The organism is Macellibacteroides fermentans (assembly GCF_013409575.1).
Lineage (GTDB): Bacteria > Bacteroidota > Bacteroidia > Bacteroidales > Tannerellaceae > Macellibacteroides > Macellibacteroides fermentans.
The window spans coordinates 257,597-282,585 of the sequence record NZ_JACCCY010000003.1 but is presented as its reverse complement, the minus strand read 5'-3'; the positions used below and the strand labels follow the sequence as shown (position 1 = coordinate 282,585).

Below are 24,989 nucleotides of genomic sequence, written 5' to 3'. Positions count from 1 at the left end.
GATTAGCGAGCTTGAATAAGTGTTGCTATATTGCTTTGTCCAGCATGCAAACATCTTAAAGGTATTAAGGTGGTTATAGCGTTGGGGTTCCACCTCTTCCCATTCCGAACAGAGAAGTTAAGCCCACCCACGCCGATGGTACTGCGTAACAGTGGGAGAGTAGGTAGCCGCCGTTTTTAGAGAAGGAGTTAGTTCAATTGAACTGACTCCTTTTTTTGTTTATATACCCTACTGAATATATACTACCCAAAGCTTGTATCTGTCATACTTATTATATTCAATGTTTATATTATCCCTTTCCAACTTAATCTAAGTCTGTAGAATGTTTTTTATAAGGTTTGTGTCGGCTGTGTCTGTTCAATGAGATTCCGACAGATGAAATACTAAGCAGCATTACTGTGCATTAAAACTTAACGAAGGACTGAATGAAGTTGTTATAGAGAAAAGATACAATACTGGTCGATGGTAAATTGAGAGACAATTTCCTTTTCCTTTATTTTATCGGCAATCATCAATGTGGTGGAGACTACCTCCGCATCAATTGCATTAGGGGCAGAAACAGAAACAATACGTCTGTCGGCGTTATATTGTCCCGTAAATGGATTAAAGATATGTCCGGTGTGACTGGGCATATTTCCGGAAGTTGATAATGTATTATCGCGTAAAGATATGTTTCCTACAATCTTGTCCGGGTTATAAGGATCGTTTATCCCGATAGACCAGCTATCCCCATGAGGATGGCTGCCCAGAGCTAGTACGGAGCTATTTCCGAAGTTTATTAAAGCCTGGGTTATAGAATGGTTGACAAGGATCTTTCTGATGCTTTCGAGGGCGTATCCTTTCGCATATCCCCCAAGATCAAGTTGGATGCCCGTGTCAGTAAAGTACACCGTATGGCATTCATTGTCAAATTCTACTTTTGAATAATCTTTTAAGCTTATATCAAAGTATCCATAGGTACGTTCATAATATTGTTCACAGTCAGCCAGAATTTTCCACAACTCTTCGCTAACAGAACAAGGAGAGTGAATTGCCTTGTTATTCACTCGATACAATTCACTCTCCTTGTCAAATTTATTAAGCATCTTATTTAATCTTACCAACTCATCTTTCACCTCTTCCCATACCTTGTTGGCCAAGGTAGGTCCGGCGCCAAGAATCAAGGCATCCAGACGTGTACCCATAATTTGCATGAGCGACCCATGTAAAAGGTTGGAGGATTCGTAGTAGTTTAAATAATTGCCGATCATTTCTCCTCTTTTCTTGCAATTTCAAGTGCTTCAGTTGTGATGAAATACTTGGTTAACATATTAGGAACCTCCCATTCCGGCATCTCTCTGGAAACCAGAAATCCAAAAAACTTTTCGGCTACATGTGAGAAGTGAGCTTCGTGACCGTCTTTATGTTTGTCTGAAATTACAATTTCGTACATTCCATTATCAGCCAACTGAGCCCCAATGTCGTAGTTTTTCTTTAATCCGGTTATTACATGATCAAGATGCAATTTAAAATCAGCCTCGCTTACCTGATCTGCTTTCTTTATATATAACTTGGGTGAATATCCTTGTTCTTTCCCCTGCAAAATATAAATAGAGGCCTTGGTCCCTTTGATTATAGAACTATGAGTATCTCCGGCACCTTCGGGAGCCTGGAAATTCCATACCACTGAAATGCCTACATTTACGTCCCTTACCTGATAGTTGATTTCTCCGTTTGCATAAACAAATAAGGTGGAATCTTTAACGTCTTTATTCAGGTAATCTGGAAATTCCGTTGCTGAAGTAGATTTCGAGAAATCACTTAAGCTAAGAGGAGTCGCCCAATGCTTAGCCCCGGTAATACGGATGTCTTTTTTATAGTCTAGGATTGTTTCAGGAAAACATTTCCAATGAATCAAATCTATCAGATGAGTTGTAACATCGACAATCCCTTCACCTTGTTGCATCACATCGTAATACCATACAGGTCTGACCAGAGGTTTACCGGATACTAGCTTGTAAAAATGATGAACACTTTCCAACTTAACGGCAGGATCTTGGGGTGTACCGGTTTGGATGTCGCCAAACAGCTCTTTATGCTGCATAAGCACCCTATTCACTATGTTAAGGATATCATAGCGTTCTGTCATGATGTCGTAAAGTAATACATCCTTTTTATTGGCTAGCTCAAAAGCCTCTTCCAGTTTATGGAATGAAGATTTATCAATTGCCATCGGTTTGTCGGCAAGTACATTCATCCCTGCCGCAACCGACTGAAGAATGTAGGATGTCTTGTCTTTGTTGTTACCCGCAAGAATCACAACATTTCCTTTCTTATCATTCAGCATCTTTGTGAGATAGTCGTCTCCAATATAGACCTCTTCATCCCAACATGTAGGATTTTCGCTGCGATTGTTGAAAGAGTTGATAAGAGCCAGATGGGCATCAACCTCCGGACCGGCAGGAGCATAGACCTGTACCTTTTTATCAAGCTGTTTCAACATCGTTTTTTGAAGAAGAGCTGCATGGAAATGGCCCGGAGCCAAGGTGATAATTTTGATTTCACCTTCTGCTCCGGTAAATTTCTTGTTTTCTGATTTGGGCTGACAGGCCATTAATACTATGAGTAACAGAAACAGTATATGCTTCATATTAATATTTCTTAGCTTTTAGAACCTTTTGAGCGGCTTTTGTACAGCGTTCAAGTGTCTCCTGCATTGATACGGGTTTCCCTCCCAATCGCTTGCTTTGGTTGGAAGCTTCCATAAAAGTAAATATTTCTATGGTCTCCTGCTCAGTTACCGGAACCTTTTTTGTCTTGAAGAATGTAAGAATTTCCGTTAGCAGATCTTTAAATCCAATGTATCCACCTGCTGCAACCGTTTTTGATTCGCAGAAAGCGGTACCACCAAAGTCAGCTTTACCTGTACGGAGTCCTCTGAATGTTCCGATACGTCCGTCGTTCCATAATCCCACTACAACATCTGTACCTTCGGCAGATACACGGGTTACCTGCTTGCAGCCACCACCCATAACGGTGAACAAGGTTTCAACACCATGGATCCCGTACCATGAGAAATCGGCATGAGAAGGTTCGTTTGTTGCCGGTGAAAAACAGTCGGCACCCAAAACCTTACCGTGTTCTCCTCTTTTAAGCTCTTGATTTCTTGGAGTAAACCGTAAGGTAGATGAAGAAAACATAGGAGAGTTGTATTTTTTAGCCAACGAGAAAATAGCAATCGCATCGGTTAGAGTGGCGGCTACCGGTTTATCAATAAACATGGGTTTGCCGGTTTTCAAGACTTCAACAGCCTGATCAAGATGCAGATTACCGTCATTGGTCTCAAGCATAACACAATCCACTTTCTCCAAAAGTTCAGCAATAGACCCTACTATTTCAACTCCATGCTTCTGAGCCTCTTCCGTATATCCTGGGATACGTTTGTAGCTGCTTTCGATTGTTTTCGATCCATAGGGATAGGCAGCAACAATCTTAAAACCCTTATGTTCCGGTAGAGGATCATTGCTGTTTAACAATTTAATAAATGCTGGAGCATGTGATGTGTCCAGACCAATTATACCTATTTTGATTACTTCCTGTGCATGTAGCAAACCAGCGGATGTAATCAGCAAACATAACAATGCAATGATTTTTAATTTCATGATATGTAAATTTAAAAGGTTTTTGTCTCTATTAATGACGCACTATTTGCATCGAGATACAAAGTTACATTATCTTTTGTTCGTAAAACAGAGGCTGGACAATTTATACTAATTTCACCGTACAATGTATGGTATACAGCATTTGCCTTGCTTTCGCCAGGAACAATACAATACATATAGTCGGCCGAAAGCAGTGCCGGTATGGTTAAAGTATAGGCGTGAGTTGGTACTTCATTGATGGATTGAAAGCATCCGTCGTTGACTTGTTGCTGCCTGCAGGCCTGATCCAGATCAACAACTTTAACAGCCTGAGGGTCTTTGAAATCAGCCACGTGCGGATCATTGAATGCAATATGACCATTTTCTCCTATTCCTAAGCAAACAATGTCTGCAGGATATTGTTTTAAAAGCGCTTCGTATCGGGCACATTCTTCGGAAGGAAGAGCTTTCCCGTTGATATAATTAACCTGTTTGAAGGGAACTTTCCCGAAAATGCTCTCTTTTAAGAAATGTCCGAATCTTTGAGGAGCATCCTCTTCCAACCCTATGTATTCGTCCATGTGAAAGGCATTTATTCTGCTCCAGTCGATCCGGTTTTCTTTGACTAATGAAGCCAAAAATTCATTTTGAGAAGGAGCTGCTGCAAATATTATGTTTATTTCATCTTTTACGAGTAGCAACTCTTGAATTTTAGCTGCTGTGTCGCTTGCTGCTATTTCTCCCATCTCTTTACGGGAATCATAAAGCTTTACTGTTATTTTATCTTTTGTGAAAATCATTTTTTTCTACGTATTTTAGTGAGTTTTTTTATACACAACCTTACCATTTATTATGGTAGTATTGATATTGATATCTTTATCGAAAAGAACAAGGTCGGCTTCTTTTCCTATTTCTATTGAACCTTTTGTTTTATCTATCTTTAATATACGAGCCGGAGTAAGTGTAATCATTCTGATTGCCTCTTCCAGGGGTACATCCGCCAATCCGATCATGGTACGGATAAGTCGGTCGGCTGTAGCAACGCTTCCCGCAAAGGCTGTGCGGTCGGGTAGTTTGGCAACGCCATCCTCAATTATTACTTTTTGTCCTCCTTGCAGACTGCCCAGGATTGACTCTCCATCCGGCATACCTGCCCCCCGCATTGAGTCTGTACATAAAGCAATTTTATCAGGCCCCTTGAACTTATATACATACCGCAACAGCGATTTGGGCAGATGGACTCCATCCGCAATAATCTCGACTGTCATCTCATCTATCAGATACGTAGCTTCCAACGCTCCGGCATATCGGTATGCGTTGCGGCGTGTGATGGTAGACATACAGGAATACAGATGCGTTACATGAGTAAAACCTGCGTCAAAAGCCTCTTCCACCTCTTCGCATATGGCATCTGTATGGGCAATGGATGGCAAGATATTTTTAGATCGAAGTACTTTGCCAAACTCAATCGCCCCCTTTAATTCGGGAGCCAGACTCCAACGCATTATATCATCGGAGGCTTCCAGGATGGCATTGTATTCTTCGGGTTCTGGATTCCGAAGGTACTTGGGGTCTTGTGCTCCTTTTTGCCCGTATGCAAAATAGGGACCTTCCAGATGTAAACCTAAAAAGGAGGCGCCTTCCGTATTTTTTGCCTTTGCTTCTTTGTATATACTGAATGTTTTGAGTAATTCTTCATTCGTACTTGTAAGCGTTGTTGGCAATAGGGAAGTAGTTCCATGTTTTGCATGCATTTTGGCAGCGCCCAGATAGGCTTCAACAGTTCCATCCATAAAGTCATATCCTCCGGCTCCATGTGTGTGCATATCAATAAACCCAGGTGATACATAAAGTCCACCAGCATTTATAATCTCATCACTTTCAGTAGCAGGAAAATATCCCTGCCCGATCTGAGTAATGATTCCGCCTTCGCAAACAACATATCCCTTTTCCGAAATTCGACCCGGAAGAATGATAATTGCGTCGTTTATAACTAGTCTATGCTTCATTTTTTTATTTATTTAGCGGGCGACCAGCTTTTAATCTTGTGCCCGTGGACTGCAAAAAATATCAGGTACAGATAACAGGGAACCAATAACCAGTAAGCTGCCTGCACGTCCCATACATCTGCCAAATATCCATAAAGGACTGGCATTATAGCATTTCCACATAATCCCATAATCAAGAGTGATGATCCGATTTTTGTAAATCGGCCTAATCCCTTAATTGACAATGGCCATATTCCTGCATAAATAAGAGAGTTTGGAAATCCAAGTGATGCTAAAAACCAGATTGACAGATTACTTTGGTGTCCCAGAATTGTAACGTCGTAATCGGCCAAAATTACCCCAAGAGATAGAAAAAGTCCTAATGTGCAGCAAAAACGCAGTGCATTGGTCTGTGAAATGTACTTCGGAATAAGAATTATTCCAAGTAAATAACCCGCAATCGTAGCTGTTAACGTGTAGGAGGGGAATGCTTTTGCTTCCAATAAATCCATACCCATCGTTCCGGCGTATCCGATAATCGTATCAATGGCTACCACCTGAGTCCCAACATGCAGAAACAATGCAAATGCTCCCAGAATAAGATACGGAAAATCCAGTATAGATTTCTTTCCATTATTTGAAGCAGCTTCTTCTTTAGTTTCGTGCTCAGGATTAATTTCCGGTAATACTGAAAAACGAATAAACAATCCGAATGCAAAGAGTAAAGCCGACAATACGCTATAGGGAAGAATCACACGCCTGATCAGTTCGTCCAGCATGTTGTTTTTTGCCACTTCATCTAATGTGCCGGATTCCAACAGAGTAAACATATCACTGTCTGAAACTTTAAGTACAACTGCTGCAAAAATCAACGGAGATACAATCCCGGCAAATTTGTTACATACCCCCATAATACTCATCCGCTTGGCCGCACTTTCTATAGGTCCGACAATCGTAATGTACGGATTTGCAGCTGATTGAAGAATGGCTAATCCTGTGCCGATTGTAAATAAGCCTGTAAGAAATATGCCATATGTACGGGTAAGGGCAGCAGGGACAAATATCAATGCTCCCGCAGCCATAAAGAAGAATCCGACCATCATCCCTTTTTTATATCCGACTCTCTTTAAAAGAAAGGCAGAAGGGACAGACATAACCAGGTATGCAATGTAAAAAGCAAATGCAACAAAATAAGATTCGAAATGAGTTAATTCACAGGCAATTTTAAAATAAGGAATAAGTATCGCATTTACCCACGATACCAGACCGAATATAAAGAACATAGCTCCAATTATAATTACAGCTATGACTGTTGATCTTTTATCGAGGGTATTACTGCTTACGGTTTCGTTCGACATATCTATTTTATAAAATGTATATTAAAGTTTCATTTCCCAACCTTGTTCGTAGTCTCTGTTCCAAAGCTTCATGGCGATACTATCTTGTTGAATGCGACCATTCAGCGGATCAATATCGAGCGATCTTCCTACTCGCTGGGAGATATTACCTAATTGCATAAGCAGTGTGCTTTTATGACCCGAAGTAATATCCGAATTGAGTGCAGCACTTTTACGAATGCCGTCGAAGAAGTTTTGAATATGGTAAGCATCCAGCCTTTCTGCCGGATTCATCAGATTTCTGGGATCAATCGCAATCTTACTGGTTTGCTCCTTAATAACTTTGTCATCTAATCCGAATATTTTATATCCATCGCTTCCTGTTATCAACATGCTGCCTTTATCTCCGTAAAACATACATCCAACAGTACTACCTTCAATAGAACGTCCATTACAGCTTCTACCTTCCCAAGTCATGGATTTACTTTTGCCAAATTCAATATTTATAACCTGTGTATCAGGAGTCTCCCAATCATCTTTATGAAAATAACGTCCTCCTGCTGAATTAACCATTGTAGGATAGTCTACATCCATACCCCAACGAAGGATGTCGATCATGTGGGTTCCGTTGTTCAAAGCTTCCCCTGTACCCCATCTCCAGAACCAATGCCAGTTATAATGTACAAAGTTATCCTTAAATGCTACTCTGGGTGCAGGTCCCTGCCACAAATCCCAATCCAGCCATTCAGGAACTGCTACCTCTTTACCAATACCGATAGATGGTCTGTTGTTAGTATACCAGGCTTTACCAAAGTGAACATTTCCAATTATACCTTCCTTAAGTGCCTTGATTCCTACCTGAACATTCGGCCATGAACGGCGCTGGTTTCCCATCTGCAATACTCTGCCATATTTAGCTGCTGCCTGAATAAGTATTTCTCCTTCGGCAGGGGCGTAACTACAGGGCTTTTCAAGATATACCTCTTTACCCGCTTTTAGGGCATAGAGAGCTGCCGGCGCATGCCAATGATCGGGAGTTGCAACGATCACGGCATCTACATCTTTGGATTCGACCATCTTACGTAAATCCTTTTCCCCTTTGGGCTTGTAAGATGCAGCCTTTTCGATAGATGTGATACATTTTGCAATGGCTCTTGAATCAACATCGCAAATTCTTGTAATTTCGCAACCTTGTTGTTTGGCAAAATTGGTTGCAAGTGCCATCCCTCTTGAGTTTACGCCGATGGCGCCAACTCTTATTTTATCATTTGCTCCAATAATGTTACTGTAACTCTTCGCGCTGAACCCAGGAAGTACTCCACCGACAGTTAGCGCTGCGGTACCCATGGCTGCTTTTTTAATAAAATTTCGTCTTGATGTCATAATACTAGTTATTTAAGTTGTTTCTAATTTGTTGATTAACGTTTTATCCAGGCATTTTAAATACTCGAGCAATAGCTAAGTTACGCCAATCAGCTCCGGAATTGTAGGCCGGATAAAAAGCCCGGCCTACTAATTTCCATAAGAGAGAGTCGATTTGCGTTATATCATCCAGCGTGTTATTTTCCGCTATTTTAATTCCCATGATCCAATGTTGATCAAGAGTATCTAAAATTCTGCATTTTAATTTACATGAATGATACATTGAGTCTGAATTCTATAGTAAATAATCATAAGGTTGCATTTTTTACAAAAATATCCCTTAATCTACTATTTAGAATCTCAAAATACGTATCGATATCCTCAAAAAACGTCAATGTTCAATTTCTTCAACCGATGAGTTGCATTTGTAACGTTTTCTGTATTCGGCAGGAGATAGTGATTTGTATTTTCTAAAAATTCGGGACACGTTTTTGTAATTTTCAAATCCGGATTGAAGTGCAGCCTCAAAAAGGGAATAGTCGGTTGTTATAAGTAATCTGGTGAATTGATCTATCCTATAGTTCTGTATATATTGATATAAGGATTCGCCGGTCTCTTCCTTGAACTTTTTCTCTAGTACCCTTCTTGATAGCGGGACCTGTTTTACCAATTCTTCAACGGAAAGGTGATTGGCATAGTTTTTTTCAATATAATTTAGAATTGTTCGGATATTTTTATCCGAAACAGCATACTTCTCCGTAGATTTGCGGCGCTCAATGATTAGAGGATTGACTACGATATTAAATGGTTCGGTTATTTCTTTTGTTATCAATTGATGCAAAAGTTTGCCTGCATTGTATCCTCCGTTTTCAACATCTAAAACAATTGAAGATAGGGGTGGATCAGAAATATTACATAGAAGATCGTCATTATCAACGCCAAGTATAGCTATGTCATCTGGTACATTAATATTATAGACATTGCATGTTTCGGATATTTGTAATGCAAAATGGTCGTCGCAGGCAAAGAGGGCAACAGGCTTAGGTAAAGATTGAAGCCAGTTTCCCAAAACTGTATGATTGTAGCTCCACTCTTCTTTGTCTTTGTTGTCGTTTTCCAGTACTGCAAGCTTATATCCCTGTTTTTCAATTTCGTGGCTATAACCATCGGCCCTTTCTCTTGACCAAATCGCTCCCTTAAATCCATAAAAAGCAAAGTTCCGGTATCCTCTGTTAAGAAAAAACTTAGCCGCCATTACCCCGGTATTAAAATAATCGCCTGTAAGATTGGAGACAGCCTTGTTCCTATCTCTGTAATTCTGAACAATGATAGGAATATTCAGATCATTTAAAAGTTCGATGTTCACGTCTGAAAGTTGGGCGATGATTGCATCGGCCTGCCATTTCTTGGCCCATTCTACAACCCCGTTTTCACCGTATAGCATGCGATAGTACAATGGCATTCGTTGGAATGACCAGTTGCCGACCTCTTTTGAATATCTTACGATTCCCTTTAACAGGTTTCGGCTGTATCCGCTTGAAAAGTCTGTAAGGAGTAGAATCTTTGCCATCGTCGTGAAATTTAGATTAAGAGTAACTCATTTACAAACTTACTTAAAAATAATGATTTTTAAATATGACAAATAAAAATTTGCACGTGTTTTTATTAAAAAATAAGCTTAGAATTTCGATATAAATTATTTCTAGTTGAATATAATAATTGTAATTATAAACAAACTATAATTGTGGCCAAAGTTAAGCCAGTTGAATTACACAGGATTTTATATCTATTTTAAGAAGTATTCGAAAAAAGAGTAAATAACCTCGTTTGATGCGATTGTTGGAGAATGATCCGGCCTGTTACTCATCCCTACCCTGTTTTCATAGCCCAGCAATCGATACACTTCAATCGTTCTGTTTAAAGGAATCCAACGTTCATCCGGATCTTCCGAACCTCCTGAAACCAAGAAAGGTCTTGGGGCCATCAAGGCATGTAATTCATGCAGATCGAAGCCCTTTTTCCTCAACTCGGGATACAATCCCTTGGCCGGATTATCTTTACTTATAACGCCTCTTGGCCTCCAGGGCTGCGGGTGGTAACCCAGATAGTAAGGCTCCCAGTAGTTTACAGATTCCCTTGTTTCGTCAAATACAATACCGGGGTCCGACCAGGCAGCACAGGCAAATTTATCGAACAGACAAGAGGCAAACATCGCCCATTTGCCACCGAAGGAATGACCAACAATTCCGATACGTGTAGAATCTACATCGGGAAACCGTGACAATGCATCCCATGCGTTTGCAGCGGCATAGGCCAGCACAGACAGAGGCTGGATGGTTGCATGGTTTAATTCAGGATAGAACAGTGCATATGTTTTTGCTTCGGAGGCCTCTTTGGTCCCGATGGAAAGGGTGATAAATCCCCTTTTCACAAGCTGGTAAGCAAAATCACGGTTCGGTTTATCGCTCAGTCCGATGGCCGTTTCCGGCTCATAGAAAACAGTAATCACGGCCGGTTTTTTCCCTTCCCCAACGGGCACAAGCAGGTAGCCTGTGGTAAATTCATTCGGGGTCCACCGGAAGCGCACTGTATACTGTATAAAGTCTTCACGTAACACCTTGCTGATAATCTGCAGGTTGTTATTTTCAATCAATGGCGGCCACACTCCCAGCATGGCATTCCATTTCGCTACGATTTCATTCCTGCGGCTTTTCCATTCCGTGGGGTTGGCAACCGTATCTCCATTATAGAACCGTAACGCCGACCGATAATCACCCACGCTGTCCCTGAACCGGGCAGGAGGTGTAAAACAGGATTCTATATGCCTCCATGCCCTATCCTTATTTGAAAGACTTTCCTGTGAACAAAGATTAGGGGTAACTGTAATTATGGCTAGTAAAAAGGTTATGCAAGGTTGTTTCATAAATTATACCGTTTGATTTAGATAAAAAAGGAAGATATTTTGTTTATTGTTTATATTTTGGAATCCAGAGATAAATGAATTATTTCTGGATTCCAAAGACCTACAAACGACTGAATTACTTTAACATATTAATAGTAATATTCTAGAATGTATAATGAGGGTTTTGTACTAAAGCTCTATTCTTAGTCCAAGCTTCAGTTGGGATAGGGAATAAAATAGGTTTTGTATGTAACCATGGCTTGGCATCAATGCCTAATTCTTGGAAGTCAGGTCTGTTTTTCTTGATAAATTCAATGAATCGTCCTCTTCTGTTCAAATCATTAAAGCCTCCTGTCGGCTCCCAAATAAATTCAAAACGTCTTTCTTCAAAAATTGCATCAAGCACAAGTTCTTTCGATAGATTAACCGATTTGGGTTCTAATTTAGCTCTAATTCTTACTTGATTAACCAATCTCATGGCATCATCGGATTTTCCTTTTTCATTTAGAGCTTCTGCATAATTTAGCAATACCTCTGAATATCTAAGTATTGGAGCGTTTATTCCTGAATTTTGTATTGGGGGCATAAACCAGTATTTTGTTACTATATAGCCTGTTTTTGTCATCCCAGCAGGAGGAACAGCTGGTAATTGATATCCATTTTCGGGATGAATCTCTGTTGGGCCTAGAATTACAGAATAACGATCATCTTTTATAGTATTGTCTGTGTTTTTTTCCATAGCATTTACCCAATGTCTATTTGGTACAAAATTACTCCAAGCAGCAGGACCAGTGTATTTTGAAGGAGCTCCTCGTGGAGCAGTTCTTGCAACTAAATTATTTTGTTCTCCTTGCAAAGTACTAAATTGAGTAGAAAATACCATCTCTGCATTGTTCTCATTTTCTTCTCTAAAAATATCTCGAAATCCTGTTTCAATTAACGAATGTTGCCCAGAAGATACTATTTTTTCGCTATAAATTATAGCATCATCCCACTTTTCTCTCCAAAGGAATGCTTTAACTAGAAAACCCCATGCGGAAGTTTTTGTAACTCTTCCTTTATCAATGTCATTGTCCCATTTAATAGGTAATAAAGATGAAGCATCTATCATGTCTTTTTCTACTTGATCCCAGACTTCATCTGCTGAATTTCTTGGTAACTGAAGATCATCAGAGGCTGAAAGAGGTGTTGTAATCAATGGAACTCCGCCAAAGAAATGAACAAGATTATAGTAATAGAGACCTCGAATAAAAAGGGCTTGTCCAATAATTTGATCTTTTGTTTCTTGACTAATAGGAGATTTTGATATCTTATCAACAACCACATTTGCCCTACTAATGCCTAAATATGAATTTTGATATATATCACGTAAAATCGTATTGCTTGCAGGAAAACGTAATGAGTGCAATTCAATTCGATTAGCACTTCTATCCATTTCATATAAATCGCCAGTAATTGCCCATTCGATGTCAGCCGCATTTCGCACATTTGTAAAAGTTGCTTCATTCTGCAAAGTTGCATACACACCAGCTAATGCAGAATAAGCATCTTCTTGTGTAATAAAAAATGCACTTTCTGTAACTGTATCTTTTGATGATAAAGATAAAAAGTCATCACCGCAGGAGCTAAATGTTAAAATCAAAAATATAAAAATTAAAAAATTATTTATAGGTTTCATATTTATTTAGTATTATAGTTAGAAACTTAAGTTTATACCTGCTAGGAACGTCCGAGGAACAGGGTACACTCCGTCATCTATACCTGAGTTTATTGGATTTGAAGAACTTACCTCAGGGTCGAATCCTGAATAATTAGTAAATGTAAATAGATTTTGGACACTAATATATAATCTACAAGAAGTGACAATTTGAGTAGTTATAATATTCTTTGGGATTGTGTATCCTAATGTTATATTTCTTATGCGCATAAAGCTTCCATCTTCGACGTAGAATGTAGAGCTATTACCGTAATTCCCATTAGCATCATTATAAATTAATCGAGGAATTTCATTCCGACCACTGCCTGGGGTCCATCTATTTAAAATATTCTTTGAAGCATTTACAACTCCCGATCCACCAAAGTATTTCATGGGATAGGTGTTTATTTTGTTTGCGTTAAAAATATCATTTCCAGAGACTCCGGTTATTGATAAGTTAAAATCAAAACCTTTATATTCTAAATCAATATTCGCACCATATGTAAAATTAGGCCATGGACTTCCAATTTTAGTTTTATCCTCGTCTGTAAGAACTCCATCATTGTTTATATCCCTAAATTTAAAATCACCAGCCTTTGCATTTGGTTGAAATTCTAGGTCAACATCTGAATCAGATTGATATATTCCATCAACAATGTATCCTTTAAAATATCCAACTTCTTCTCCGACTTCAGTATAAGTAGCAGGTAAGCTAATATAACTTGAAACGCTACTTCCAGTAATAGGCAATCCAATACCTAGGCTTGTCACCTTATTACTTACTGATGAAAGATTACCAGATATACTCCAATTTAAATCACCTATTTTTTCTCTAAATCCCATAGTAAGTTCAAGCCCTTTATTGCTTATGCTACCTCCGTTAATTGAAGGTGCTGATTGGAAGCCTGCTTCGAAAGAAACAGGAAGAGATATAAGCATATCTTTGGTCTCCTTCACGTAGTAATCTACATTAGCTGTTAGTTTTCCATTAAAGAATGAGGCATCCATCCCAATATTTAATTGTTCACTTGCCTCCCATTTTAAATCAGGGTTCCCTGGCCTTAATATAGATGCACCTGTTATTAGACCTTGATTTTTACCTAATATATAATTATCTGCATTGTTTCCAATTCTTACAGTGCTGTAATATCCAAATGCTCCAATATTATCATTGCCTAACTGCCCCCAACTTCCACGAAGTTTTAAAGAATAAATAAATTTTAGATTCTTCATAAATTCTTCTTCAGAAATATTCCAGCCAATTGATGTTGAGGGAAATACGCCCCATTTGTTATTTGGTCCAAAGTTTGATGAACCATCTCTTCTTATACTTAAAGAGAATAAATATCTATCGTTTAATGAATAATTAATACGACCAAGATATGATGCTAAAGTATATTCAGATTTTGTGCCAGATGTTGTTCTTTCGCTCGACTTACTACCATCAATAACTTGTATTGTTTCATTAATATATTCTTTTCCAACAGATGATAAATAGTCCTGTCTATTTTTTTGGGCTGTTTGTCCAACTAATGCAGAAATACGATGTTTGTCGAAAACTCCAGAATAACTCAATGTGTTTTCTAGAACCCAATTAAATCCTCTATTATTTTGATCGGTTAATCTTGCCTGTAGATTTCTGTAATGTCCTCTTTGGACCTTAGGTTCCCAAGAAGTATTTTTTGTATTATAACTATCGAGGCCAATAGTAGATCGCAATTTTAATCCCTTAAATATTTCTAATTCAGCAAATGAATTTCCATACAATCTTAAGTTTTCCATTCTATTGTCTATTGATTTAGCACGTAAGACGGGATTGTCTGCTTGAGAAGTATAATAAGCTGTTGAACCATCAATAACATCATTAATTCCTAAATTAGGATACATTTGTTGTGCTAAGTTGAAAATTCCAACTCTAAGTTCATTGTTTCTTTGACCCTTTGCCTGGGTGTTAGTAAATGCTAATGAAGATCCGAATTTCAAATAATTATTCGCAACCAAATCAAGAGTTAATCTTCCAGTATATCTTTTATACCAAGTTTCAATCATTGTTCCGTCTTGATCTAAGTATCCTAAGGATAATGAGGCTTTTGTATTTTTAGTCCCTCCAGATACAGACAAATCATGGTTTTGAGTAAATCCAGTTTGAAATATAGCGTCTATCCAATCAGTTCCTTTACCTAGCGATTCGGGGTTGGAAAATTCTGGATTTGCTTCCATATTACTATTAGCAAAAAGTTCATTTGCTAATGTGGCGAATTCTCTTGCATTTAAGAAATCAGGTTTCTTCCATAATTCTTCAAGTGCAATATAAGAGTTATAGTTGATTTTTGCCAGACCTTCGCTACCTCTTTTCGTTGTGATAAGAATAACTCCATTTGCAGCTCTTGCTCCATATATCGCTGCAGCTGCTGCATCTTTAAGAACTTCAATTGATTCGATGTCATTCGGATTGACAATAGACAATCCACTAATATTATCACTACTTCCACTAATAGACATATTTGACCCTCCAATAGGGAGTCCGTCAATTACATATAAAGGTTCATTAGCTCCTGTTGTGCCAACTCCACGTATTCTTACTGAACTTCCTGCTCCAGGCGCTCCACTTGATTGACTAATTTGAACCCCAGGAATTTTTCCTTGTAAAGAATTTGTGAACGAATTTGTAGCTATTTTTATTATTTCATCAGACTTAAGGGATGTCACAGATCCCGTTAATTCTTTTTTTCGTTGAGTTCCATAACCAACAACTACAACTTCTTCTAAATTCTGATTATCACTAATTAATTTGATCTCATAATGAGATTTAGATTGGAGCTTGATTTCTTGTTTAATATATCCTATATATGAGATTTGAATTATATCATTATCATTGATGTTTTCTATCGCAAATTCTCCATTAATGTCAGTTACAGTTCCATTATTTGATTCTTTTACAATAATATTTGCTCCTATAATAGCCTCTCCATTGCTGTCAACTATTTTCCCAGTTATTTTGCGATTTTGTTGATTTGTAATGCTCTCCTTGTCAAGATTTAATCGATGTGTATATAACGATTCCGCTGGATTTGCATAAGATAGATATAAATTGGTAAATGATAATAGTAAAAGTAACTTGAGTTTATTCTGCAATTTTATATCCTTTAATTGCTTGTTTATATTCATAAGTATTTTGTTTTAAAGTTATAATTTGAAATATCTAACGTTTAGTAGAAAGTCGTAAGACATGTATAATATTATATCAATTTATTTTTTCTTTCTCATAGGCTTTGTTGTATTAATTGTTAATGATTATTGTTGATTATAATTGTAGATTTTATTCATTCAGATATTTAAATAAAAGATATATAGGAATTTATAAATGCAAAAATATTATATGCAGATTTATTCATCATCTCAAATCGCGAAATAAAGGCCTCAGATTGCGAATAATATCTGGTTGATAATGTTTTTCTATATGTAAGAAGTGTTTTGAAAAATAATTAGGTTAAATTTGAAGCCTTAATTCCTGATTGAAATGAATAAAAATGTTATTTTATTACTCTTTACGCTTCTTTTTTCATTAGCCACCCGTGCCGAGGTAAAACCAGATTCAACCTCGATTAAAATATTACTTACCGGTGCATCATTTGCCGAAAAGTCAAATTCATGGTTTGAAATGGGATGCGAACAATTAGGAGCTATCCCGTTGAACCGGGCAAAAGGGGGAGAGGCCATTGCTAATACCGCCAACAGAATGTACGAGGGTGTTTTGTATACAAAAGAAGAACTGGAGGAGATAGACGCATTTGTGATTATGCAGGTGCATAACAGGGATGTGTACGAAGATTCGCAGATAAAGCCGGCCTATACCGATTATCAGATGCCTATCGATCGTTCCAACTATGCGGCAGCCTACGATTATGTAATAAAGCGTTACCTATCTGATTGCTATAATCTAAAATTCGACAAGAATTCGCGTTATTACGGATCGCTAACAGGCAAGCCTGCGTTGGTTGTATTGTGTACCGACTGGCACGATGCCCGTACCCTGTACAACGAATCTGTACGCAAACTGGCTGCCAAATGGGGATTCCCTTTGGTGGAATTTGATAAGTATGCGGGTTTTTCGAAGAATCAGCTTCATCCGGTTACCGGAGCGCAGACCAGTCTTATCTATTCTACAGATAAACAGGTGATAGACGGTGTTACCTACGGATGGCATCCTTTGCGCGGAAGACATCAGCCGGTTCAGCAGCGTATGGCAGCTGTTTTTGCCGATCTTATGCATAAACTCCTGTTAGTTAAATAATCTGGCCACAGCGTTGATTGTTCAACAACAGGAAAAACAATAAGTCAGCATCCAGCCTTGATTACCACTGTATGGTGAGTAATTGAGGGTTATTGCTTACAAGACCGTTTCTCGGCCAAGGCATATAAGCGGAATTAAATACAAAGAAAAGGGCACTTTCATACGTGAAAGCGCCCTTTTTTTGCAATCATACTACTTTGGCAGACAAGGCTCGGTACTTTTGAGGAGCAAATATACCAGGTTTGAAGTTGAAAGATATATCTTTTGGATGCAGAATAAGCTGGTTTTGTCTCAGAAGTCCCTTGTTTGCTCGCTGTAAATACGCTTTCTTCTCATTTATTCTCCCAGTATACTTTTTAAATGATCGTTTTTTTATTTACAAAACGTTGATGAAACCACGGAAAGGCAAACGAGAAAATTGAGAGGTAAGCAGTAGATCGGTTTATCAAAAACAAATTGTTCCCATTAGGGAGAGATGAACAATAAACTGATTATCTCCAACTTGCCGAGAAAGCCCCCGGTACAGCTTCCCGTAGCTGGAGCCAGCTGCAGCTTATCCATAAAGAGTTGTTTTGCCATTTTGTTATTTTGTCTTTTCGACAAACAGACCTGCAATGCTGCGACCTGCACTAATTAATTTGCGCTTCAGGTACGCAGGTTCACGCTTTTTTGTATAATATTGTGGCCGTTCCGTCGTTTGTTAAGTATTGAAAAGAAATACCATGAGCAGCATTTACGATTCCCGTCAGCGTCTTAAATATATTTTTATCGTTACAGCCGTACTGATTGCCATCGCTTCGGTGGTGGTATCCGATTCTCTTATTAAGAATCTTGCCAACGAAGAACGCCAGAAAATTGAGGTCTGGGCGGAGGCAACGCGGGTTATGACCAACGAGAATCCGAGTCTGGATATGAACCTGATTTTGAAAATTATCCAGGGAAATACCTCCATCCCGGTTGTGCTGTGCGACGAACAAGACCGGGTTTTATCCTACAATAATATACAGGTTCCGGAAAATGAGCCGGAAACTTACCTGAAAGAGGTGGTAAAAAAGTTAAAGCATAAGAACGACCCCATTGTGGTTGATATGGAAGACGGAACCTATCAGTATATCTATTACGACGACTCCATTATCCTGAAAAGACTGCTTATCTATCCGTATGCCCAGCTTACCGTTGTCTTTATATTTATCCTGATTGCCTTCCTGGCATTGGCCAGCACGAAGAAAGCCGAACAGAACAAGGTGTGGGTGGGATTGTCGAAGGAAACGGCCCATCAACTGGGTACACCTATCTCGTCGCTTATTGCCTGGATAGAATACCTTAAGTCGAAAGAAATCGACGCATCCTATTTAAATGAGATGGAAAAAGATGTAAAGCGGCTCGAGACCATTGCCGACCGCTTTTCAAAAATAGGCTCCGATCCTAAACCGGAGGCTGTTGATATCTGCCTGTCCTTACAGCAGGCACTGGACTATATGAATACACGCATCTCCCAAAAAGTAAAAATTGAAACCCAATTTCCGGCATCTCCTGTTTTGGTTCTTATGAACGAATCGCTTTTTGCCTGGGTGGTCGAAAACCTTACCAAGAATGCTGTGGACGCCATGGAAGGGCAGGGCGAGATCGTTTTCAGGGTGGAAGACCGTAAAACAAATGTAAGGATAGATATCACCGATACAGGAAAAGGGATTCCAAAGTCCAAATTCAAAACCGTCTTCAATCCCGGCTACACAACCAAACAGAGGGGATGGGGTCTGGGCCTGTCGTTGGTTAAAAGAATTGTTGAATCTTACCACGGTGGAAAGATTTATGTAAAAAGTTCCGAACCCGGTAAAGGCACCACTTTCCGCATAGAATTAAGGAAGTTCAAAGCTTAAATAAGACCTATGTAAAAAATAATAAGAATAGGTGTTGCATATATGTTTAGTTTTTTCGTACCTTTGCAAGGTTTTTACACTAAAAGGCTTTGGGAAAATTTGATTTATATAAAGTAGAATTAAAGAACCTCTCCCCGGGAGTACATGAATACGAGTACTTTCTGGAGAATAAGTTTTTTGTGGACATTGACGGAGACGAAGTCCAGAAGGGCAAAGTGAAGGTAAACCTCACGGTAAAACGTACGTCGATGGTGTTTGATATGAACTTTCAGCTGGAGGGTATTGTTTATGTTCCGTGCGACAGATGTCTGGACGACATGGAACTCCCCGTTAGCACTCAGAACAAGCTTGTCGTTAAGTTTGGAAAAGAATATGCCGAAGAAAGCGAAGAGATCGTAATTATTCCTGAAGAGGAAGGCGAAATCAACCTGGCATGGTTTATTTATGAATTCATTGCCCTGGCAATTCCGATGAAACATATACATGCTCCCGGAAAATGTAATAAGGCGATGTCTTCTAAACTTAAAAAACACACAGCCAGAAGAGCTGATGATGAAGACGAGTTTGACGAAGAAGCGGCAGATGAGATCGTAGTTGACGACGATGCAGCCGATATGCCTTCGGATCCGCGCTGGGATGCACTGAAAGGATTGGTAGAGAATGATAACAATTAAATAAACTAAAAATGGCACATCCTAAAAGAAGACAATCGAAAACAAGAACAGCCAAGAGAAGAACTCACGACAAGGCTGTTACTCCTACAATGGCTATTTGCCCTAACTGTGGCGCATGGCATATTTACCATACTGTATGCGGCGAATGCGGATACTACAGAGGTAAATTAGCTATCGAAAAAGAAGCTGCAGTATAAGGTTCGTCAAATCCGAGAGATTTGGATGACCAAAAGAAATAGCCCTAAAAACACTTTTAGGGCTTTTTTTTAATTTTGAGACATTTGTCTCTGCATATTATTTAGTTATGGATAAAATCAATGCGGTAATAACAGGAATCGGGGGATTTGTACCAGAAGATGTGTTGACTAACAGCGATATTTCAAAGATGGTCGACACAAGTGAAGAGTGGATAATGACCCGTGTCGGGATTAAAGAACGCCGAATTCTCCGTGGCGAAGGTTTAGGTACTTCCTATATGGGAATACAGGCAGTTAATCAACTGTTTAAAAAAACCGGCGTAAAACCGGAAGAGATCGAGGTGTTGCTTTGCGCTACCACTACTCCTGATTATCATTTTCCAACTTCTGCTTCAATCATTGCTTACAATACCGGTTGTAACAATGCCTTTACATTTGATGTACAAGGAGCATGCGCCGGATTTTTATATGCCCTGGAAACCGGATCGAATTACATTCGTTCGGGAAGGTATAAAAAGGTATTGATTGTTGCTGGTGATAACATGACATCCATTACGGATTATACAGATCGTACCACCTGTCCTTTGTTTGGTGATGCCTGCGGAGCAGTGCTGCTTGAACCTACAACGGAAGATTTCGGTGTGATCGATACAATCCTGAAGACCGATGGCGTTGGATTACCGCACTTGCAGATGAAGGCCGGAGGTTCTGCCTATCCAGCCACGCATGAGACAATAGACAAGCACCAGCACTATGTCTACCAGGAGGGTAAAGTTGTGTTTAAATATGCTGTTTCTTACATGGCGGATGCTTCGGCCGAAATCATGCAAAGAAATGGTCTCACAAATGAAGATGTGGATTGGTTTGTACCTCATCAGGCGAACCTGCGCATCATTGATGCCGCAGCCAAACGAATGGAGCTGCCAATCGAAAAGGTAATGATTAATATAGAAAAATATGGTAATACGAGTGCCGGTACCATTCCAATTTGTTTATGGGAATGGGAAGACAAGCTGAAGAAGGGGGATAACATAATCCTTGCTGCTTTCGGTGCAGGCTTCACCTGGGGCTCGATCTACCTCAAATGGGGATATGATGGAAAAAAAGCATAAATCTGGTTTCGTAAATATCGTTGGTAACCCAAATGTGGGTAAGTCCACATTAATGAATATTCTGGTGGGCGAGCGTGTGTCTATCATTACGTCTAAAGCGCAGACTACACGTCACCGTATCCTGGGAATCGTTAATACCGACGATATGCAGATTGTATATTCGGACACGCCCGGCGTGCTAACTCCCAATTACAAGCTGCAGGAATCTATGCTTAACTTTTCAAATTCAGCCCTTGGGGATGCCGATGTATTATTGTATGTAACGGACGTCGTTGAGACGGTAGACAAAAATGAAGCGTTCCTTCAGAAGGTTCAGAATATAGACTGTCCGGTTCTGTTGATTATTAATAAGATTGATCTTAGCAACCAGGCCGACCTGGAAAAGATGGTTGCTCTCTGGAAAGAACTTCTTCCAAAGGCAGAAATAATTCCTGTATCGGCTCAGTCAAAGTTTAACGTTGACTATATCAAACGCCGTATCGAGGATTTGATGCCTGAATCTCCTCCTTATTTTGAAAAAGATGCGCTTACAGATAAGCCTGCGCGTTTTTTTGTAACGGAAATCATACGAGAAAAGATCCTTCTCTACTATCAAAAAGAGATTCCCTATGCCTGCGAAGTGGTGGTGGAGCTCTTTAAAGAAGAGGCGGAGCTGATTCATATCAAGTCGTTGATTATCGTAGAACGCGATTCGCAGAAGGGAATTATCATTGGTCATCAGGGCCAGGCACTAAAGAAGGTGGGTGCGATGGCCAGAAAAGACATCGAACGCTTTTTTGGTAAGAAGGTTTTTCTGGAAATGTTCGTTAAAGTGGAAAAGGATTGGAGAAACCGTGATAACTTGTTGCGAAACTTTGGTTATCAGCTGGATTAATAACAGCACACAGAAAGGAAAAATTTATGGGAAATATAGTAGCAATTGTTGGGAGACCCAACGTAGGAAAGTCCACCTTGTTTAATCGTCTGACGCAGACCCGCCAGGCTATTGTAGACGACGAGGCCGGAACTACCCGCGACCGTAATTACGGTAAGGTAGAGTGGACAGGAAAGAAGTTTTCGCTGATTGATACCGGCGGATGGGTAGTTAATTCGGATGATATTTTTGAGGAAGAGATAAATAAACAGGTTCATATAGCGATTGAAGAGGCGGATGTGATTCTATTTGTGGTAGACGTACTGAACGGCATCACAGATTTGGATACACAAGTGGCTCAAATTCTTCGTCGCTCTAAGAAACCGTTGGTTTTAGTGGCAAACAAGGCCGACAACTTCGATCTGCATTATTCGGCAGCCGAGTTTTATGCTTTCGGATTAGGCGATCCTTTTTGTGTTTCAGCGATAAACGGCTCGGGTAGCGGTGATTTGCTGGATGCCATTATTGCCAAGTTCAAGGAGGAGAAAGAGGAAGAGGTGTTGGAGGAATTGCCGCGTATTGCTGTAATTGGTCGTCCTAATGCCGGTAAATCTTCTTTGATCAACGCTTTTATCGGCGAAGATCGTCACATTGTAACGGATATTGCGGGTACTACGCGCGATTCAATTTTTACCAAATACAATAAGTTTGGATTGAACTTTTACCTTGTGGATACCGCCGGTATACGTAAGAAGGGTAAAGTGAACGAAGATCTTGAATATTATTCTGTGATTCGTTCCATCAAGGCGATTGAAAATTCGGATGTATGTATTCTTATGCTGGACGCAACCCGGGGGATTGAGAGTCAGGATCTCAATATTTTCTCCCTTGTACAGAAAAACAGTAAAGGGTTGGTGGTATGTGTTAACAAGTGGGACTTGGTTGAAGATAAAAGTCAGAAGGCCATTGATACCTATCTGCAGGCTATCCGTAACCGGTTAGCTCCGTTTACCGATTTCCCAATCCTGTTTATCTCGGCGCAGACCAAGCAACGTATTTTAAAGGTGTTGGAAACGGCAAAAGAGGTGTACGACAATCGTCATACGCGTATCTCTACAGCAAAACTGAATGAGCTGATGCTGCCTCTGATCGAAAATTATCCTCCTCCTGCATGGAAAGGAAAATATATCAAGATCAAGTATGTTACTCAGTTACCTAATGTACATACGCCCTCGTTTGTTTTCTTTGCAAACCTGCCTCAATGGGTAAAAGAACCTTACAAGCGTTTCCTTGAGAATAAGATCCGCGAGAACTTTAATTTTACGGGAACACCCATCAATATTTTTATCCGCGAGAAATAAGAACGCAACACGGTATGTACCGGTTGTTTATATATAAAAAGGAAGGGCGCTGCCAGTAATGGAGCGCCCTTCCTTTTTTGTATCTAGTTTGTTGTTTGTTATCCTTCGTTGTTGAACATCTCGTTTTCTTTAACCTTCTTGAACAGGTCTGAAGCAAATACAAAGTCATTTAGTGCTTTGTTGGTAGAGTTTATAACCTGATCCTTATTGCCTTCCCATTCTTTTACACCCTCTTTGATAAAAATAATATTGTCGCCAATATTCATTACGGAGTTCATATCGTGGGTGTTGATAACCGTAGTCATCTTATATTCGATCGTGATGCTGTGGATCAGGTCGTCTATAAGCAACGAGGTCTTAGGGTCAAGACCCGAGTTAGGCTCATCACAAAAAAGATATTTGGGTTTCAATGCAATGGCGCGTGCGATGGCGGCCCGCTTCATCATCCCTCCACTAATCTCGGAAGGAAAGAGGTTTCCTGCTTCTGTAAGGTTTACACGATCCAGACAGAATTGAGCTCTAGCAAGCTTCTCTTTCTTGGATTCTTTGGAGAACATTTCGAGAGGGAACATTACATTTTCCAACACAGTCATACTGTCGAACAGAGCAGAACCCTGGAAAAGCATTCCCATTTCACGACGCACATCGTGGAGTTCCTTTTTATTCATGCATGTAAAATCCCGGTTGTCGTATAATATTTGTCCGGAATCCGGCTTTATCAGTCCGATGATACTTTTTATCATCACCGTCTTGCCCGATCCGCTACGGCCAATAATCAGATTGGTTTTACCGGTTTCAAAAACGGCACTGATGTTGTTCAGTACAACTCTTCCTTCAAACGACTTTATAATGTTTTTTACTTCAATCATAACTACGTAAGCATTAGTTGTGTCATAATAACGTCTGCCATCAGGATCATGATGCTGCTCATAACCACCGCATTTGTACTCGCCTTACCCACATCAAGAGCTCCTCCTTTTACATTGTAGCCAAAATAAGCAGCGATGGACGATATAATAAATGCATACACAACCGATTTAATAATGGAGTAGGTAACATAGTACGAGTTAAACCAATACTGCAAACCGTATTCGAAGGCGCTGGTGGGCAGCGACGGGGTAACCATACTGGCAAGATATCCACCTACAATACCTGTAAACATACTGAAAATTACAAGTACCGGAATAAATATCATTAATCCTACCATTTTAGGCAAGATCAGAAAGTTGGCAGAGTTCACACCCATTATCTCCATTGCATCAATCTGCTCGGTTACCCTCATGGTGCCTATCTCTGAAGCAATGTTGCTTCCGATTTTCCCGGCCAGGATCAAACACATAATTGACGAAGAAAATTCAAGTAATATAATTTCACGGGTGGTGTATCCGATGGTGAACTTAGGAATCAACGGCGAGCTGATGTTCAAAGAGATCTGAATCGCTATAACGGTACCGATAAATATGGAAATGATAATAACAATCCAAATGGAATCTACACCTAATTTGTATATCTCCTTTATTAATTGTTTGAAAAACATATTCCATCTGTCAGGTAAAGAAATAGCTTTAGTCATCAGCAGCGTATATTCCCCTAGTCTGTGTAATGCTTTATTCATTCGATATAATACTATTATTATGATGCAAAGATAGCGGAAAATCTCAGAAGGCTTGTAATAATTTAATTATTTCCGTTACTTTGCATCAAATCTAAGGT

General features: G+C 39.5%; 20 protein-coding genes and 1 rRNA gene. 8 read left to right on the top strand and 13 right to left on the bottom strand.

The features are described from left to right. Positions 1-65: 65 nt before the first annotated feature. Positions 66-176: ribosomal RNA gene (rrf, locus tag F5613_RS10610) — 5S ribosomal RNA — on the top strand. A 258-nt stretch (positions 177-434) separates the two neighbouring features. Here the strand turns inward: rrf and F5613_RS10605 are convergent. From F5613_RS10605 to F5613_RS10555, 11 genes are all read right to left on the bottom strand, one after another. Continuing rightward, on the bottom strand, positions 435-1,250 hold the full coding sequence (locus F5613_RS10605) for an FAD:protein FMN transferase (protein ID WP_179399738.1): 816 nt from the start codon (positions 1,248-1,250) through the stop codon (positions 435-437). After that, positions 1,247-2,629, bottom strand: coding sequence for a putative oxidoreductase C-terminal domain-containing protein (locus F5613_RS10600; RefSeq protein ID WP_179399737.1), 1,383 nt, complete (start codon positions 2,627-2,629; stop codon positions 1,247-1,249). Before F5613_RS10600 ends, F5613_RS10605 begins: the two co-directional genes overlap by 4 nt. Before the next feature lies 1 nt (position 2,630). Continuing rightward, the gene (locus F5613_RS10595; protein ID WP_079682719.1) at positions 2,631-3,641 is read right to left on the bottom strand and encodes a Gfo/Idh/MocA family protein; all 1,011 of its coding nucleotides are present in this window, start codon (positions 3,639-3,641) and stop codon (positions 2,631-2,633) included. 11 nt (positions 3,642-3,652) lie between these two features. After that, positions 3,653-4,420 (bottom strand): glucosamine-6-phosphate deaminase, encoded by a 768-nt coding sequence (locus F5613_RS10590; RefSeq protein WP_179399736.1) that lies wholly within the window; start codon positions 4,418-4,420, stop codon positions 3,653-3,655. A 15-nt stretch (positions 4,421-4,435) separates the two neighbouring features. Then, the gene (gene nagA / locus F5613_RS10585) at positions 4,436-5,629 is read right to left on the bottom strand and encodes an N-acetylglucosamine-6-phosphate deacetylase (RefSeq protein ID WP_179399735.1); all 1,194 of its coding nucleotides are present in this window, start codon (positions 5,627-5,629) and stop codon (positions 4,436-4,438) included. A gap of 8 nt (positions 5,630-5,637) precedes the next feature. Then, the gene (locus F5613_RS10580) at positions 5,638-6,966 is read right to left on the bottom strand and encodes a sugar MFS transporter (RefSeq protein WP_079682716.1); all 1,329 of its coding nucleotides are present in this window, start codon (positions 6,964-6,966) and stop codon (positions 5,638-5,640) included. Positions 6,967-6,987: 21 nt separating this feature from the next. Then, positions 6,988-8,328 carry a Gfo/Idh/MocA family oxidoreductase gene (locus F5613_RS10575; RefSeq protein WP_179399734.1) on the bottom strand — a complete coding sequence of 447 codons (1,341 nt, stop codon included), beginning with the start codon at positions 8,326-8,328 and terminating at the stop codon, positions 6,988-6,990. A 370-nt stretch (positions 8,329-8,698) separates the two neighbouring features. Next, on the bottom strand, positions 8,699-9,877 hold the full coding sequence (locus F5613_RS10570; RefSeq protein ID WP_179399733.1) for an AraC family transcriptional regulator: 1,179 nt from the start codon (positions 9,875-9,877) through the stop codon (positions 8,699-8,701). A gap of 216 nt (positions 9,878-10,093) precedes the next feature. After that, positions 10,094-11,230 carry a sialidase gene (locus F5613_RS10565; protein ID WP_179399732.1) on the bottom strand — a complete coding sequence of 379 codons (1,137 nt, stop codon included), beginning with the start codon at positions 11,228-11,230 and terminating at the stop codon, positions 10,094-10,096. A 142-nt stretch (positions 11,231-11,372) separates the two neighbouring features. Next, a complete protein-coding gene (locus F5613_RS10560; protein ID WP_179399731.1) occupies positions 11,373-12,887 on the bottom strand; it encodes a RagB/SusD family nutrient uptake outer membrane protein in 1,515 nt (504 codons plus the stop codon). Positions 12,888-12,905: 18 nt separating this feature from the next. After that, the gene (locus F5613_RS10555; RefSeq protein WP_179399730.1) at positions 12,906-16,073 is read right to left on the bottom strand and encodes a SusC/RagA family TonB-linked outer membrane protein; all 3,168 of its coding nucleotides are present in this window, start codon (positions 16,071-16,073) and stop codon (positions 12,906-12,908) included. Positions 16,074-16,425: 352 nt separating this feature from the next. Between F5613_RS10555 and F5613_RS10550 the strand changes: the two genes are divergently transcribed. The 7 genes from F5613_RS10550 to der all read left to right on the top strand — a co-directional run bounded on the left by F5613_RS10550 (position 16,426) and on the right by der (position 23,276). Then, positions 16,426-17,199, top strand: a complete 774-nt coding sequence (locus tag F5613_RS10550) for a DUF5040 domain-containing protein (RefSeq protein WP_179399729.1) — start codon at positions 16,426-16,428, stop codon at positions 17,197-17,199. 722 nt (positions 17,200-17,921) lie between these two features. Then, the gene (locus F5613_RS10545; RefSeq protein WP_179399728.1) at positions 17,922-19,079 is read left to right on the top strand and encodes a sensor histidine kinase; all 1,158 of its coding nucleotides are present in this window, start codon (positions 17,922-17,924) and stop codon (positions 19,077-19,079) included. Between the two features lie 89 nt (positions 19,080-19,168). Beyond that, complete coding sequence (locus F5613_RS10540; RefSeq protein WP_179399727.1) at positions 19,169-19,753, top strand: YceD family protein; 585 nt, start codon at positions 19,169-19,171, stop codon at positions 19,751-19,753. 11 nt (positions 19,754-19,764) lie between these two features. Further along, on the top strand, positions 19,765-19,950 hold the full coding sequence (gene rpmF, locus F5613_RS10535; RefSeq protein WP_079682699.1) for a 50S ribosomal protein L32: 186 nt from the start codon (positions 19,765-19,767) through the stop codon (positions 19,948-19,950). 107 nt (positions 19,951-20,057) lie between these two features. Continuing rightward, positions 20,058-21,062, top strand: a complete 1,005-nt coding sequence (locus F5613_RS10530) for a beta-ketoacyl-ACP synthase III (protein WP_179399726.1) — start codon at positions 20,058-20,060, stop codon at positions 21,060-21,062. After that, positions 21,046-21,936, top strand: a complete 891-nt coding sequence (gene era, locus F5613_RS10525) for a GTPase Era (protein ID WP_079682733.1) — start codon at positions 21,046-21,048, stop codon at positions 21,934-21,936. The genes F5613_RS10530 and era overlap by 17 nt, the downstream gene beginning before the upstream one ends. Positions 21,937-21,962: 26 nt before the next feature. Further along, positions 21,963-23,276 carry a ribosome biogenesis GTPase Der gene (gene der / locus F5613_RS10520; protein ID WP_079682697.1) on the top strand — a complete coding sequence of 438 codons (1,314 nt, stop codon included), beginning with the start codon at positions 21,963-21,965 and terminating at the stop codon, positions 23,274-23,276. A gap of 98 nt (positions 23,277-23,374) precedes the next feature. Here der and F5613_RS10515 read toward each other — a convergent pair whose 3' ends face one another. Together F5613_RS10515 and F5613_RS10510 are read right to left on the bottom strand one after the other, a co-directional pair. Beyond that, positions 23,375-24,145, bottom strand: a complete 771-nt coding sequence (locus F5613_RS10515; protein WP_179399725.1) for an ABC transporter ATP-binding protein — start codon at positions 24,143-24,145, stop codon at positions 23,375-23,377. 2 nt (positions 24,146-24,147) lie between these two features. Further along, positions 24,148-24,891 (bottom strand): MlaE family ABC transporter permease, encoded by a 744-nt coding sequence (locus F5613_RS10510; RefSeq protein WP_079682695.1) that lies wholly within the window; start codon positions 24,889-24,891, stop codon positions 24,148-24,150. Positions 24,892-24,989: the final 98 nt, after the last annotated feature.

Coding starts and splice junctions, on each gene's coding strand:
- F5613_RS10605 (WP_179399738.1), bottom strand. CDS start 1,250: ATGATCGGCAATTATTTAAACTACTACGAATCCTCCAACCTTTTACAT.
- F5613_RS10600 (WP_179399737.1), bottom strand. CDS start 2,629: ATGAAGCATATACTGTTTCTGTTACTCATAGTATTAATGGCCTGTCAG.
- F5613_RS10595 (WP_079682719.1), bottom strand. CDS start 3,641: ATGAAATTAAAAATCATTGCATTGTTATGTTTGCTGATTACATCCGCT.
- F5613_RS10590 (WP_179399736.1), bottom strand. CDS start 4,420: ATGATTTTCACAAAAGATAAAATAACAGTAAAGCTTTATGATTCCCGT.
- nagA (WP_179399735.1), bottom strand. CDS start 5,629: ATGAAGCATAGACTAGTTATAAACGACGCAATTATCATTCTTCCGGGT.
- F5613_RS10580 (WP_079682716.1), bottom strand. CDS start 6,966: ATGTCGAACGAAACCGTAAGCAGTAATACCCTCGATAAAAGATCAACA.
- F5613_RS10575 (WP_179399734.1), bottom strand. CDS start 8,328: ATGACATCAAGACGAAATTTTATTAAAAAAGCAGCCATGGGTACCGCA.
- F5613_RS10570 (WP_179399733.1), bottom strand. CDS start 9,877: ATGGCAAAGATTCTACTCCTTACAGACTTTTCAAGCGGATACAGCCGA.
- F5613_RS10565 (WP_179399732.1), bottom strand. CDS start 11,230: ATGAAACAACCTTGCATAACCTTTTTACTAGCCATAATTACAGTTACC.
- F5613_RS10560 (WP_179399731.1), bottom strand. CDS start 12,887: ATGAAACCTATAAATAATTTTTTAATTTTTATATTTTTGATTTTAACA.
- F5613_RS10555 (WP_179399730.1), bottom strand. CDS start 16,073: ATGAATATAAACAAGCAATTAAAGGATATAAAATTGCAGAATAAACTC.
- F5613_RS10550 (WP_179399729.1), top strand. CDS start 16,426: ATGAATAAAAATGTTATTTTATTACTCTTTACGCTTCTTTTTTCATTA.
- F5613_RS10545 (WP_179399728.1), top strand. CDS start 17,922: ATGAGCAGCATTTACGATTCCCGTCAGCGTCTTAAATATATTTTTATC.
- rpmF (WP_079682699.1), top strand. CDS start 19,765: ATGGCACATCCTAAAAGAAGACAATCGAAAACAAGAACAGCCAAGAGA.
- F5613_RS10530 (WP_179399726.1), top strand. CDS start 20,058: ATGGATAAAATCAATGCGGTAATAACAGGAATCGGGGGATTTGTACCA.
- era (WP_079682733.1), top strand. CDS start 21,046: ATGGAAAAAAAGCATAAATCTGGTTTCGTAAATATCGTTGGTAACCCA.
- der (WP_079682697.1), top strand. CDS start 21,963: ATGGGAAATATAGTAGCAATTGTTGGGAGACCCAACGTAGGAAAGTCC.
- F5613_RS10515 (WP_179399725.1), bottom strand. CDS start 24,145: ATGATTGAAGTAAAAAACATTATAAAGTCGTTTGAAGGAAGAGTTGTA.
- F5613_RS10510 (WP_079682695.1), bottom strand. CDS start 24,891: ATGAATAAAGCATTACACAGACTAGGGGAATATACGCTGCTGATGACT.